The following is a 13,608-nucleotide window of genomic DNA, read 5'->3' on the forward strand; positions in this document are numbered from 1 at the left end:
ACACCCCATACGGGAAACAGCCCGAAGATAAAAATTAATTCCGAACCGGGTGTTATATCTGTATTAAAGTGAATATAACAGGTCCGAAACTTCCATCTATAAATAATGTCACTTTTCAACAAAACGATTCAAAAACTACCGTTATAGCATCAAATAAATGATAATGAACAGTTTTGAATAAAAATTGAGATGTTTTAAACATCTTTTTACAGAATAAAATATGCTACTTTGACCGGGAAAATATGATAACAAACCGGTATTATTTAATGTAAAACCACAAAAATATACCGGAAATATTACGCAATAAACAAAACTGTATATGGTAGAAAACTAAATCCCGTGAAACCAGTCATTGACGAACCGAGCTCAGAAAAGTACAGAGACACCACTCTCTTTCACTTTTTTTTATCAAATCTTTACGCAATCGATTGCGTAAAAATCAACCTGAAAAAGCTGAAAAACCGGATCCGGGTAAAGCCGTGAGGAAACAGGATCATGACAGCTTTTCATACCGACCACTTAAAAAAAATGAAAACAACATGAAAAAAAACCGAGGTAATCTTCTGCGATTACTTAAAGAGTTACCGGACCATATCCCCTTCACCCTGACGACAGGTACACCTGGTGTAAATCAATATCTTCTTGTAGATAATCCCGGTAACGATAACGGAACCCGGGCCCGGGTGACATCGATCGTGAATACCAGATCCCGACCTCGACGAACAGAAGTCGTTCCGGTATTTCAGGATTGTCCCTACATCCGGCCATGATGCGCAGCAACAGCCCGGACTGGCTGAAGCCGGTACATATTTTTGCTAAATCCTTTTAACCCAACTCTTAAAAATCGATCTATTAAATCAAAACTGACATGAAGAAAAACGAAGGTAATCTTTTACGATTATTAAAAGGCTTGCCAAAAAATGCAGTTATTATCACCTTGTTCTGCATGATGGCAAATTACGGTTTTGGCCAGGAAGGAACCATAAATGGTACTGTCCTGGATGCCGAAGGAGTTCCCCTTATCGGGGTCAACGTCCTGGAAAAAGGGACCCAAACGGGTACTACCACAGACTTTGATGGCAATTTTAGTCTGAAAGTGAGTAAAACGCCCACAGTACTTGTATTCAGCTATATCGGTTTCTCTACGACGGAAAGGGAGGTCACCAACAACCAGCAGTCCGTATCGGTCACCATGCAGGAAGATGTAGGCAGGCTCGATGAAGTTGTAGTCATCGGTTATGGTACAATGAAGAAAAAAGACCTTACCGGTTCCGTAGTCCAGATCCGGCCCGACAAAATGGCCAACGAAAACCCAAAGACTGTTCAGGACATCCTGCGGGGTGCTCCGGGTTTGCGCATTGGTTACAATGCTTCGGCCAAGGGCGGGGGAAACATACAGATACGCGGGCAGCGTTCGGTATACGACGAAGGAGGGCACAATAATCCCCTTCTTATCCTCGACGGGATGATCTTTTACGGGGAACTCTCGGAGATCAACCCTGACGATATCGAACAGATAGATGTGCTCAAGGATGCTTCGGCAGCGGCCATCTACGGATCAAAGGCGGCAAGCGGGGTGATCATCATCAATACCAAAAAGGGAAAACAAGGCAAACCCGTGGTCAACATCACCACCAATATCGGTATAACGACACCGAGCACATACCGCAAACGGTTCGGTACCGATGCGTACCTGCAGCACCGCCAAGACTGGTATACCAAGAACACCTACGGGGTAAACGCCGAAACGGGAGCCTACGAAGCCTATCAGAGTGGAACATACGCCAACCGGCCCGGTTATTTTATGCAGCCGGACCAGTTACCTTCGAACATCTCCCTAGAGGCATGGAGAGGATATACCGAAAATGACAACGACGAATCCGACCTGAGCATCTGGGCCAAAAGGTTAGGCTTCCAGGGAAATGCCCTGGAAAATCTCCTTGCGGGGAAAACCGTCAACTGGGGAGACCATACCTTTCGCACGGGTATTGACCAGGATTTTAATGCCAGTGTAAGCGGTGCCAGTGAAAAGACCAACTATTACCTGTCTATGGGCTACCTGAAGAACCAGGGTGCCGTGGTCGACGACGAATACAGGGCAGTCCGGGCCAATATGAAGATCAATACCGAGGTGACCGACTGGTTCGAGATCGGAGCCAATGTCAATTTCCAGGATCGCTCCGACGGTAAAGTAGGGCTGGACATGGATTACCAGATGCGTAACAGCCCCTTTGCCGATTATGCAGATGAAGAAGGCAAGCCGGTACAATTTCCCCTGAGTTCGGAGTACAGCCAGAGAGGATATAATTACGATTTCCAAAAACAATACCTGGAGCTTGAAAAGGGGTATACCGTACTTAACAGTATAATCCAGGCCAAAATCAAACTGCCTTTTAACATTACATACTCTTTCAACGCTTCTCCCCGGTACCAGTTTTTCTACGACCGGTATTTTATGTCGGCGAAGCTACCGGGATCGGACCCCAAGACTCGTGGAGCCAACCGCGAACAATCCAAGCGTTTTGACTGGTCTTTGAACAACACCATTACCTGGGACCATACCTTCCTGGACAAACACCACGTTATCCTCACCCTGGTGCAGGAAGCAGAGGAACGCCAATTCTGGAAAGACCGCATTGAGGCACGGAATATCCAGCCTTCTGATGCGCTCGGGTTCCACAATACCAAAAACGGCAGCAAGGAAGACAGTTTCTTTGACAGTTATGATTCCAATCAGACCGCAGACGGACTGTTGGCACGGTTGTTCTATTCCTATGACGATCGCTATATGCTTACGACGTCCATACGAAGAGACGGGTATTCCGCCTTCGGGACTTCTAATCCCTATGCCACCTTTCCATCTGTGGCCACAGCCTGGACATTTACCAATGAAGAGTTCTTTAAATGGGGCCATATCATGAATTATGGAAAATTACGGGTTTCCTATGGTGAAAACGGAAATCGGTCCCTTGAGAACCCTTACCTGGCATTGGCCAATCTCTCGGAGGGTTCCGGTAATATGCAAGGATATATAGATGCCTCAGGGAAGCTTGTGCTATACCGGTATCTCATGATGGATCGTATGGCCAATCCGAACCTGCAATGGGAAAAAACGGCGTCCTGGAACGTCGGGCTCGATTTCGGGTTTCTCAACGGGCGTATATCCGGAAGTATCGAATATTACAACATGGATACCCATGATATGATCATGAATCAGCGCCTGCCGAGTTTTACAGGATTTTCAAATATCACGACCAACCTGGGAGAAGTGAATAACAGCGGGGTTGAAGTGGCCCTGAATACCAATAATATCAGCAAGGAAAATTTCGAATGGTCTACCACCTTTAGTTTTTCCTATAACAAGAACAAGATCAAGCACCTTTACTACCAGTATGAAGATGTTGTGGATAGCGAAGGAAATATTACCGGAAGAAAAGAAATGGACGATATATCGAACGGCTGGTTTATCGGAAAACCCATCAGTGCTATCTGGGACTACCGGGTTACAGGGATATGGCAGACAGATGAGATAGAGGAAGCCGCAAGATACGGTCAGCTTCCGGGTGATCCCAAAGTGGCCAACAATTACACAGCCGATGATGTCGTCAACGACGACGGTTCCGTGACCCCCGTGTATAATGACAGGGACAAGGAATTCCTCGGTGAAACCGCACCGCCGGTACATTGGTCCTTACGGAATGATTTTGTATTCTGGAAAGACCTCAGTTTTTCCTTCAATATCTATTCATATATGGGCCATAAAAGCCTGTCGGGTAATTACCTGAACAATGATGATCTCGGCGGGCGTATGGCCTATGCCCTGCAGAATGTGCGCGCAAAAGAATACTGGACCCCTGATAATCCTACCAACGAATTCGGACGTATAGAAGCCGCAGGGCCTACCGGAGCTGCCGGAGCACAGAAACTGTACGACCGCTCCTTTATCCGCCTGGAGAATATTTCGGTAGGTTATACCCTGCCGGAGGACTGGACCTCCTCCTGGGGTATCAACCGCGTGAAGGTATACGGCTCCGTTCGCAATCCGGCGGTCTGGGCCAAAGATTGGGATTATGGCGACCCCGAGACCTGGCATGGAAATGACAACCCTTCAGGCTGGGCTACCACAGTATATACTCTGGGACTGAATTTTACTTTTTAACCGCTTAAAATGAATACGATGACACAGATCACTCAAAAATTAAATTATATCTATAAAGGCCTTGCCTTATTGATAGGCGGGACCTTAATGCTCAGCAGCTGCTCAAAAGATTTTTTAGAGCCTAAACCACTATCTTTTTATGATCCCACGGCTACGTTCAATACGGAAGAAGGACTGATATCCGCTATGGCTATATGTGACCGTCACCTGAAACTGTACTGGGCCACCGATCACAACGAAATGCTTACCCTCGGTACGGAATATATCTTTTCCGAACTGATGGTAGCCTCTGCTACGGATAAACGCAACATGATGAGCGACGTAGCCCATCAGCTCACACCCACCAGTGAAACTTCATATCAGAATCTTGGAAGGACTAACAGCATCTGGTATTTATGGGAGGAGACCTATAAGGGTATTATGAACGCCAATACCATTATCCAGTTTGTAGACCAGGTAGAAGAACTGGACGAACCGACCCGGAATATGTATAAGGGCAGGGCCTATTTTCATCGTGCTTTCCGCTATATGGCACTGGTATTCCAGTTTGGTGATGTGCCACTGATAACCAAAATCCTGGATATCCCCAAACAAAATTACCGAAGTACAAAACGCGATGCCATACTGGAAATGATTACCCGGGATATGGAAAAAGCTGTGGAATGGGTACCCGATCAGCAGGATATGGGACTTACAGGTATGGTGAATAAAGGCGCCTGCCGTATGCTGCTGGCCAAATGCTACCTGGCCCTGGGCGAATATGCCAAGGCCAAGGAACAAACCGATATATTGATAGAGCAGTCCGGATATTCCCTGATGCAAGACAGTTTCGGCACTTTCAACGACGGCGGCGAACCACAGACCTGGCCTATTACGAGGAATGTGATCTGGGACCTTCACCGACCCGAGAACAAACTCAGTCCGGGTAACCAGGAGGTAATCATGGGAATGCCCAACCGGGGAGCAGGGGCAGAATCATTTACCAAGATGCTTACCATGCGAATCCTCTATCCCTTTGTTTTCGACCAACGACTGAAAACAAAAGATGGCAAGCAGGCACTGCTGAATATAAGGCGTAACCATGACGACTATAACCCGAATTACGATTATATGAGAGCTTTCGGAAGGGGTATTGCTACCTTCCGCCCTACCAGTTTCCATACCGATGGCGTCTGGAAAGTAAACGGTATCATGGATGAAACCGACCTGCGACATAATTCGGAAGTGGGCAACTGGATACGTATGGAAGATTATAAGGTGAACAACAAGGAATCGGCAGAATTCGGAAACCCTGTAACACTGTACAATCCGGATAACGGAGACCTGCTGTGCAGTGATTCCATCCGTCGCTGGTTTGATGTACCCCATTACAAACTGTTCCTCGATGATCCGGTAAACGAGGCCAATATCACCGGTTCGGACGGCCTCAGGGGAGCAACCAACGGAGGAAATGCCGACTGGTATCTCTATCGCGTAGCAGAAGCCTATCTCCTCCGGGCGGAAGCCAAATACTATATAAACCCGGGCGATGGTACTATTGCCGACGACCTGAATGCCTTGAGACGCCGTGCACAGTGCAGCGAACTGTACCAGGGCGCCGTTACCATAGGCGATATCATGAACGAACGTGCCCGCGAATTGTACTGGGAAGAATGGCGCAACGTGGAACTCACCCGCGTATCTCTCTGCCTGGCCCGTAGCGGGGCGCCCGATGAATGGGGCAATGTGTACAATCTGAATGATTTCGACAAGCAGAGCGGTACGGATTCACAGGGTGGCAGTTACTGGTACCAGCGTATCATACATTACAGCATGTATAACAAAGGCCCCATACAGATCGATGCCACCGGGATCAGCAACATCAACTATACCATGGATAAAAAGAACATCTACTGGCCTATTCCCTATGCGGCAATTACAGCCAACAATAAGGGTAACCTAAGCCAGAATTTCGGTTACGACGGCTATGATCCGGCTACACCGAAATGGGATAACTGGGAAGATGCTGTTGAGGATGAAGATAAAATATCAGAATAAATTTCATATTGAATAACTAAAAATAGCATTATGTACAAAAAAATATTGATTATATTCCTATGTTTTCCTCTCCGGTTTTTGTCCGCCCAGACAGATACACTGGAAGACTTTCCGGAAGGATACACTCCCGAAGAAGTAGGAAAACTCGTTGCATACCGTTTCGTATATGCCAAACATGCCCTCCACGCAGGAAAATGGATCAGCTACCCGGAGACATTTTACTGGAACGGCGCCCTGAGGTTTGCTCAACTTACGGATGACCGGGCACTTCTCCGGTCCATGCAAGACCGGTTTGAACTCTTGCTGACGACAGAAAAAGAACTGTTACCCATCAGGAACCACGTAGACCTGAATATGTTTGGCAGCCTGCCCTTAACACTTTACCAGATTACCGGGGACCAGCGTTACAAAGAACTGGGCCTGCCGTATGCAGATACACAATGGGAGGTTCCGGAAAATGCGAAACCAGGCGAAAAAGAATGGGCTGAAAAAGGATATACCTGGCAGACGCGGCTATGGATCGACGACATGTATATGATTACCATCGTACAGGCCAATGCCTATAAAGTGACCGGTGATCTGAAATACATCGACCGGGCAGCGAAAGAAATGGTCTTGTACCTGGATGAGCTTCAGCGGCCGAACGGGCTCTTCTATCACGCCCCCGATGTGCCCTACTACTGGGCACGGGGCAATGGCTGGATGGCTGCCGGGGTCACAGAACTGCTCCGCTATCTCCCGGAAGACCACAAAGACCGGCCACGGATCATGGAAGGCTACCGGAAAATGATGAAAAGCCTGAAAGATTACCAGACTGCCGACGGAATGTGGAACCAGCTGATCGACGAACCGGATTACTGGGCCGAAACCTCCGGGTCGGCCATGTTTGCCTATGCCTTTATCACCGGGGTAAAACAAGGATGGCTGGACGCCGGGACCTATGCTCCCGCAGCCCGGAAAGCATGGATGGCGCTGGTATCCTATATCGATACCAAAGGAGCCGTGTCTGAAGTCTGTGTCGGGACCAATAAAAAAAATGACAAACAGTATTATTACGACCGTCCGAGAAGAACCGGCGACTATCACGGGCAGGCCCCGTACCTCTGGTGTGTAGCTGCTCTTCTGGAAAAATAATCAACTCCTGTATCAATTGACGTAATGACGTAAAAAACTCAAAAGAGAACTGTTACAAACACACCGGAAAACCAATAAGCACTCCGGACTTGCTCAATATAACATATTGCGCAAGTGCCGGAGTGTTTAAAATCCCGCTAAGTGGGCAAATTCCCGGATATAATTTATAACTTTACAAATATTTCAGATTTTTCTATTAATTTAACCAATAATATCAGATAAATTATGATCTTATCATCACTTCACCCGGTGTTTCCCGGTCTATGGCCTGCATATGAGCATACCGCTTCCTGTAAAATGCGACCTGTTAACCCTTAAATCCTTTCCGGGAATCATTATGATAAAACACAAACTGAATAGTTTAGCACCAGTCCATTTCGTTAACGTTACCGAAGTATCTTTCGAAAGGATTACAAACAAGTATTCGTCCCTGTCGGGAGAAGTGAGGAAAAAGAAAACACCGGACTATATTTTAAATTCAAATTAAATGAAACGCTTAAGCAAGAACACATCAATTATTGCACTGTGCCTGGCATCACTATCCATTACAGGCTGTGCAGACCAGAAGAAGGACGATACGCCCTGGCAACCGCTTTTTGACGGTGAAACCCTTTCGGGATGGACCCAGAAAAACGGTGAGGCCAAATACGAGGCCATCGACGGTATGATCGTGGGGACCACAAAACACGATACACCCAATTCCTTTCTCACTACGGATAAAATGTACGGAGATTTTATCCTGGAACTGGATTACAAGGTAGATCCTTCCATGAATTCCGGGATACAGATCAGGAGCAACAGTATTCCCGCATACAGGAACGGCCGGGTGCACGGCTACCAGGTGGAAATAGACCCCTCCGACCGTGCCTGGAGCGGCGGGATCTACGACGAGGCCAGAAGGGGATGGCTGTATCCGCTCAGCCTGAATACTGCCGCCCAGGGAGCTTTCAAGCAAAACGACTGGAACCACTACAGGGTAGAAGCCATAGGCGACACCATTCAGACGTGGGTAAATGGCGTGGCCGCTGCAAACCTGATAGACGGCAAGACACGGGAAGGTTTTATCGCCCTGCAGGTACACAGCATAGGAAAAAACGATGAAGCCGGTAAACAGATCATGTGGAAAAATGTCCGGATACTCACCGACGATCTCGAAAAATACAATATGGAAAGCGATGCCCCCGTATTCAATACCGGAAACCAGCTGACAGAAGCCGAAAAAGAAGATGGCTGGAAATTGCTATGGGACGGAAAAACCACCGACGGCTGGAGGGGCGCCAAACTCGACAGGTTCCCGGAAAAAGGCTGGAAAATAGAAGATGGGCTTCTTGTTGTCCTGGCTTCGGACGGAAAAGAATCTGCTGCCGGCGGAGATATCGTAACGACAGAAAATTACGGGGATTTCGAATTAAAGGTCGACTTTAAAATCACCAAAGGGGCCAACAGCGGTATTAAATATTACGTAGATGCCGGACTCAATAAAGGAGAAGGCTCTGCCATAGGGCTGGAATACCAGATCCTGGACGATGACAACCACCCCGATGCCAAACTGGGCAACCACGAAGGCAGCAGGACCGTGGCCTCATTGTACGACCTTATCAAGGCAGACCCCGAAAAACCCATACATCCCGTGGGAGAGTGGAATACCGCTCACATTATTTCCAAAGACCACCATGTGGAACACTGGCTGAACGGGGTCAAGGTACTGGAATACGAGCGGGGCAGTGAGGAATTCAGGAAACTGGTCTCGGAGAGCAAATACGAGAAATGGCCCGGTTTCGGAGAACTGGAAACAGGACAGATCCTTCTGCAGGACCACGGAAACCTGGTGTATTTCAGAAACGTAAAAATCAAACCCTTAAACTGATTGTAATGACATCGAGAAGAAGTTTTATATCCAAAACCTTACTGGGTGGTGCTGCCGTAGCCCTAAGCCACCCCCTTATGAGCATGCCTGCGGCCAGTTACCGGAGAATCATGGGCGCCAATGACCGGCTTAATATAGCTATCGCCGGCCTCGGGAGAAGGGTCGGGGCCTACTATGAGCCCATTGCCAAAAAGGAAGCCAATGTACATTTGAGGTATCTCTGCGATGTGATGAAAAGCCAGCGGGAAAAGGCGCTCCGGGAAATCTCGGAACGGATCGATTACCAGCCGGAAACGGAAAACGACATCAGGAAGGTCCTGGACGATAAAGACGTGGATATCCTGGTCAATGCAACTCCCGACCACTGGCATACCCCGGGTTCGGTAATGGCCATGAAGGCAGGAAAACACGTGTACGTAGAAAAACCCTGCAGCCATAATATGGACGAAAACGAATTGCTGGTAGAGGCAGCCGGAAAGTACGGCAAAGTGGTGCAGATGGGCAACCAGCAACGCTCTTCCCTGCATACCACCAAGGTAATTACGGATATTCATAACGGGCTGATCGGCACCCCGTACAAGGCCGTGGCCTTTTACACCAATACCAGGGGCGAGGTCCCTGTACAACAACCGGCCCCGGTACCGGAAGGGCTCGACTGGGATTTGTGGCAGGGGCCTGCCACGAGAAGGGAATACACCCATAATACCTGGGATTACAACTGGCACTGGTACGGCTGGAACTACGGGACGGCAGAAGCCGGGAACAATGCCACCCATGAACTGGACGTAGCCCGGTGGGCCTTGGGGGTAGATTACCCGGAATACGCCGAAGTGGAAGGTGCCAAACGACATTTTGAGAATGACGGATGGGAAATGTACGACACCATGCTGGCCACCTTTAAGTTCAAGGGCAATAAGATCATTCAGTGGGACGGAAAGAGCCGTAACGGTTACGACACTTACGGTGCCGGAAGGGGTACCATTATCTACGGCAGTGAGGGTTCGGTATTTATGGACCGCGGGAAATACCGGCGGTACGACCGCGTCGGGAAACTGGTGGACAGCTTTGACAGCAACAGTGACGAAGCAGGTACAGCACTCGGTGGCGGGGGCAGCCTCACCACCGCACATATGCTCAACTTCTTCGATACCATCCGTGGAAAAGCCAAACTCACCGCCCCTATTGACGATGCCAGTATCAGTATGGCCATGGTACACTATACCAATATTGCCTACCGTACCGGCAGGAGCTTTGAGATCGATCCGGAATCCGGAAAGATCAGGGACAGAAAGGCCATGAAGTTATGGGGCAGGGAATATGCCCCGGGATGGGAGGTAAAGCTCTGATCAGGTTTATCAGGATATAAAAAACAGGGGGCTATGCACGCACGCACAGCCCCCTGTTTTTTTATTATCCGTAAAAATCGCTATCTCCGGATCCTAACTAATTAAGATATCACGCCCATAAAATCGGCAAAGGTTAAAATTCTGGTATTTTTGATTTGATTTAAAACCAATAGATCACCATCTCCTGTAATAAGGTAATGAGCTTTAGAGTCTATAGCCAGATTTAGCAAAAAATTGTCCTTTTCATCCCGACATATCCGAACATCTGATTTCACTTTGATCAATTTCCCGAATTGGTCAAAACAGTCCAGAATCCTTTTCACATCATTTGTCGAAAAATACTTTCTGAATTTTGGACGAGTAATCACTTTAACAAATTCCTCGATAAGTTCATCAGAAAAAACTAAAACTATTTTTCCTTCATTCAACAAAGAATCTAAAGCATTTAATTTTTTAGAAATCAGAAAGCTAATCCACAGATTGGTATCCAGGATTACCTTTTTACTTTCCATACCTTGATTTTCGTACGGATTCCACTTCTTTTGCAATTTCATCAAGAGAAATCTCTTCTTCAGATTTGCTCCTCATTTTTTTCAAAACAGACGAAAAATCCGGACCGGTTTTCTCTTTACTGATTTTTATTAAATTCAAGTCGGCCAAATCCTTCAGAATATTTTTAGCCTTCGGGTTTAGTATGTCAATTCTTACTGTTTCCATTTTATCCGAATTTTATATAAAATTATGAATATTTTCAAACTTGCGGACATATTTACCTTTCATCTCCGGCCCCGTTTACAATAAACACTTATTTTTTCAGACCCTATAATGATTTTGGGAAAATGTACAAAACCCAAAAACTAACAGGTTCATCAGCAGACTACTGAAAACTCGTCACTCCGAACTTTCTGGCTTCTGCCCTTGCCCCGGGGACCAGCTGGGTCAGGTTTTTGATCCGGCTGTCACTGGAAGGGTGGGTGCTCAATATTTCCGGAGGTGCCTGTCCGCCCGAATTGGCTTTCATCCGCTGCCACAGTTTCGGGGCTTCTCCCGGGTCGTAGCCCGCGATGGCCATGATCTGTACACCGATAGCATCAGCCTCGGTTTCGTGTTTCCTGCTAAACGGCAGCATGACCCCTACCTGGGTGCCCAACCCGTATGCCTGTGAGATAGCCTGCTGTGCCATACTGCTTTGCCCGCTGGTGGCCACCGCCACTCCAACAGCACCTATCTGTTGCAGGGTACCGGCACTCATACGCTGTGCACCGTGATCGGCCAGGGCATGCGCTACCTCATGTCCCATTACCACCGCCAGTCCGGTTTCGGTTTGTGATATGGGTAATAAGCCCGTATATACCACGATCTTCCCTCCCGGCATACACCAGGCATTGACCTGATCGTCCCGGACCAGGTTATACTCCCACTGGTAATCCTTCAGGTACCCCTCATAACCATTGGCATTGAGCCATCGCTCGGCTGCCCTGGCAATGCGCTGCCCTACTTTTTTCACCATCTGGGCATCGGCAGTACCCGTAACAACCTTGTTCTCTTTCAGAAATTCATCATACTGCTGAAACGCTGTGGGAAACAGCGAACTGTTCGGCGTAAAATTAAGTGTACTCTTCCCCGTAAACGGGTTGGTTTTGCAGGACAAGGCAAAAAACAACAACCCCAATGATAAACCTATTTTTCTCATAACCGTTATTATATACATATTAAAAGTACAAAAATAACAGGAAACGGCTAAGCACAAAAAACAGATTCCCGATTTTATACGGCCGGGCAAGTATTTCCTCGCCCCGTACGCATATCCCGGATCAGTACGCCGCTGTAAAACGTTGTTTATGGTGTTTCGGGTGCTCCAGTTCGTCTGCAATAACGACTCCTACATCTTCTCCCGACAAAACACTTCTTCCGTCCTTGTCAAACACCGGGTTTTCCAGGCCGAGACGGTATTTACCGGTACGGCCGGCAGTTACGCCCTGATGCATTTCGAGCGCCGGGCTGAAAAAGGCCCAGTCTAAGGTATCTTCCCTTTTTATCTCTTCAAGAAACTTACGGGCCGCATCCGCTCCGGGTCTGATCTCCTCCGGAAATTCAGGAGTATCCACCACCTGTAATCCCGGTTTCAGGTACAGGCTACCTCCTCCTCCTATGACAATAAAGCGCTTTACCGCTGATTTTTTTACCGCTTCTACAACAGCTCCCGATCCCTTGAGAAAATCATCGTGCAGATTGGGGTTCGTCCAGCCCGGGTTAAAAGCACTTACCACCGCATCGTGACCGGCAAGAATTTCCGCCAGTTTGTCCGTATCGTATACATCGGCCTTTACAAGGCGGATCTTCTCTCCCACTACTTCTGATTTTTCCGGTGTCCTCGCTATGGCCGTCACCTCATGACCTCTCCGGGAGAGTTCTTTTAAAATATTGGCTCCCACAAATCCGGTTGCTCCGATCAATGCTATTTTCATTTTATATAGATTTTAAGGTTAAACTTTTTATACTGTATCATAAAGACATACAGTTTTGAGTAAATTTTTTTAATTGAACTTTTTAAAAAACTCTTCCAGGGTCATCTCCGAAAGTTTTTCTACGACATAATCATCCATATCTGTATAAAGGATCTGCAAATGCGAATTTACCTGTCTGCCTATCGGGCATTTCGGATTTGGCGTATTGGGCTTTCCCAATACCGGCACTTGCCGCACTGCTTTATACACCTCCGACAGCCATATTGCCGATGCCGGTTTTGCCAGTGTACTTCCTCCCCCTTTTCCCTCTTTACTCTCAACCAGCCCGCATGCCTTGAGGTTCCCAATCTCCTTGCGGATCATCGCAGCGTTTACATTGACACTACCGGCAATAAAATCGGATGACAAATAACTCCCCGGCATCGAAGCGAGCAGGGTTAATATATGTAAAGAAGTGGCAAAACGTACATTATTCATACTGTAACAAAAACAATTACAGTACAAAAGTATATATTTTCATTTACATACGGTACGATACTTTCATTTTTTTCAGATTTCCATACAATTGGCCGGGATGCATCGAAGGCACCGGGCAGA

10 protein-coding genes are annotated in these 13,608 nt (G+C 47.4%); 5 read left to right on the forward strand and 5 right to left on the reverse strand.

Annotated elements, in window-relative coordinates:
• Positions 1 to 868: 868 nt before the first annotated feature.
• The 5 genes from DN748_RS04665 to DN748_RS04690 all read left to right on the forward strand — a co-directional run bounded on the left by DN748_RS04665 (position 869) and on the right by DN748_RS04690 (position 10,543).
• Positions 869 to 4,159 (forward strand): SusC/RagA family TonB-linked outer membrane protein, encoded by a 3,291-nt coding sequence (locus tag DN748_RS04665; RefSeq protein ID WP_201741427.1) that lies wholly within the window; start codon positions 869 to 871, stop codon positions 4,157 to 4,159.
• 9 nt (positions 4,160 to 4,168) lie between these two features.
• Positions 4,169 to 6,196, forward strand: a complete 2,028-nt coding sequence (locus DN748_RS04670) for a RagB/SusD family nutrient uptake outer membrane protein (protein ID WP_236636791.1) — start codon at positions 4,169 to 4,171, stop codon at positions 6,194 to 6,196.
• A 30-nt stretch (positions 6,197 to 6,226) separates the two neighbouring features.
• The gene (locus DN748_RS04675) at positions 6,227 to 7,330 is read left to right on the forward strand and encodes a glycoside hydrolase family 88/105 protein (RefSeq protein WP_112370610.1); all 1,104 of its coding nucleotides are present in this window, start codon (positions 6,227 to 6,229) and stop codon (positions 7,328 to 7,330) included.
• Positions 7,331 to 7,817: 487 nt separating this feature from the next.
• Complete coding sequence (locus tag DN748_RS04685) at positions 7,818 to 9,197, forward strand: 3-keto-disaccharide hydrolase (protein ID WP_112370612.1); 1,380 nt, start codon at positions 7,818 to 7,820, stop codon at positions 9,195 to 9,197.
• 5 nt (positions 9,198 to 9,202) lie between these two features.
• Positions 9,203 to 10,543 (forward strand): Gfo/Idh/MocA family protein, encoded by a 1,341-nt coding sequence (locus tag DN748_RS04690; RefSeq protein WP_112370613.1) that lies wholly within the window; start codon positions 9,203 to 9,205, stop codon positions 10,541 to 10,543.
• 101 nt (positions 10,544 to 10,644) lie between these two features.
• Here DN748_RS04690 and DN748_RS04695 read toward each other — a convergent pair whose 3' ends face one another.
• The 5 genes from DN748_RS04695 to DN748_RS04715 all read right to left on the reverse strand — a co-directional run bounded on the left by DN748_RS04695 (position 10,645) and on the right by DN748_RS04715 (position 13,488).
• Positions 10,645 to 11,055: a putative toxin-antitoxin system toxin component, PIN family gene (locus tag DN748_RS04695; protein ID WP_112370614.1), complete on the reverse strand. Its 411-nt coding sequence runs from the start codon at positions 11,053 to 11,055 to the stop codon at positions 10,645 to 10,647.
• On the reverse strand, positions 11,045 to 11,260 hold the full coding sequence (locus DN748_RS04700; RefSeq protein WP_112370615.1) for a hypothetical protein: 216 nt from the start codon (positions 11,258 to 11,260) through the stop codon (positions 11,045 to 11,047). The genes DN748_RS04695 and DN748_RS04700 overlap by 11 nt, the downstream gene beginning before the upstream one ends.
• Before the next feature lie 160 nt (positions 11,261 to 11,420).
• Positions 11,421 to 12,236 (reverse strand): M48 family metallopeptidase, encoded by an 816-nt coding sequence (locus tag DN748_RS04705; protein ID WP_112370616.1) that lies wholly within the window; start codon positions 12,234 to 12,236, stop codon positions 11,421 to 11,423.
• 121 nt (positions 12,237 to 12,357) lie between these two features.
• On the reverse strand, positions 12,358 to 13,011 hold the full coding sequence (locus DN748_RS04710) for an NAD(P)-dependent oxidoreductase (RefSeq protein WP_112370617.1): 654 nt from the start codon (positions 13,009 to 13,011) through the stop codon (positions 12,358 to 12,360).
• A 69-nt stretch (positions 13,012 to 13,080) separates the two neighbouring features.
• Positions 13,081 to 13,488 carry an Rrf2 family transcriptional regulator gene (locus DN748_RS04715; protein ID WP_112370618.1) on the reverse strand — a complete coding sequence of 136 codons (408 nt, stop codon included), beginning with the start codon at positions 13,486 to 13,488 and terminating at the stop codon, positions 13,081 to 13,083.
• Positions 13,489 to 13,608: the final 120 nt, after the last annotated feature.

It is taken from the genome of Sinomicrobium soli, assembly GCF_003285545.1.
Classification (GTDB): Bacteria; Bacteroidota; Bacteroidia; order Flavobacteriales; family Flavobacteriaceae; genus Sinomicrobium.

Excerpts from the sequence above, each read along its gene's own strand:
- DN748_RS04675 (WP_112370610.1), top strand. The coding sequence starts at position 6,227 with ATGTACAAAAAAATATTGATTATATTCCTATGTTTTCCTCTCCGGTTT.
- DN748_RS04705 (WP_112370616.1), bottom strand. The coding sequence starts at position 12,236 with ATGAGAAAAATAGGTTTATCATTGGGGTTGTTGTTTTTTGCCTTGTCC.
- DN748_RS04670 (WP_236636791.1), top strand. The coding sequence starts at position 4,169 with ATGAATACGATGACACAGATCACTCAAAAATTAAATTATATCTATAAA.
- DN748_RS04715 (WP_112370618.1), bottom strand. The coding sequence starts at position 13,488 with ATGAATAATGTACGTTTTGCCACTTCTTTACATATATTAACCCTGCTC.
- DN748_RS04665 (WP_201741427.1), top strand. The coding sequence starts at position 869 with ATGAAGAAAAACGAAGGTAATCTTTTACGATTATTAAAAGGCTTGCCA.
- DN748_RS04695 (WP_112370614.1), bottom strand. The coding sequence starts at position 11,055 with ATGGAAAGTAAAAAGGTAATCCTGGATACCAATCTGTGGATTAGCTTT.
- DN748_RS04700 (WP_112370615.1), bottom strand. The coding sequence starts at position 11,260 with ATGGAAACAGTAAGAATTGACATACTAAACCCGAAGGCTAAAAATATT.
- DN748_RS04710 (WP_112370617.1), bottom strand. The coding sequence starts at position 13,011 with ATGAAAATAGCATTGATCGGAGCAACCGGATTTGTGGGAGCCAATATT.
- DN748_RS04690 (WP_112370613.1), top strand. The coding sequence starts at position 9,203 with ATGACATCGAGAAGAAGTTTTATATCCAAAACCTTACTGGGTGGTGCT.
- DN748_RS04685 (WP_112370612.1), top strand. The coding sequence starts at position 7,818 with ATGAAACGCTTAAGCAAGAACACATCAATTATTGCACTGTGCCTGGCA.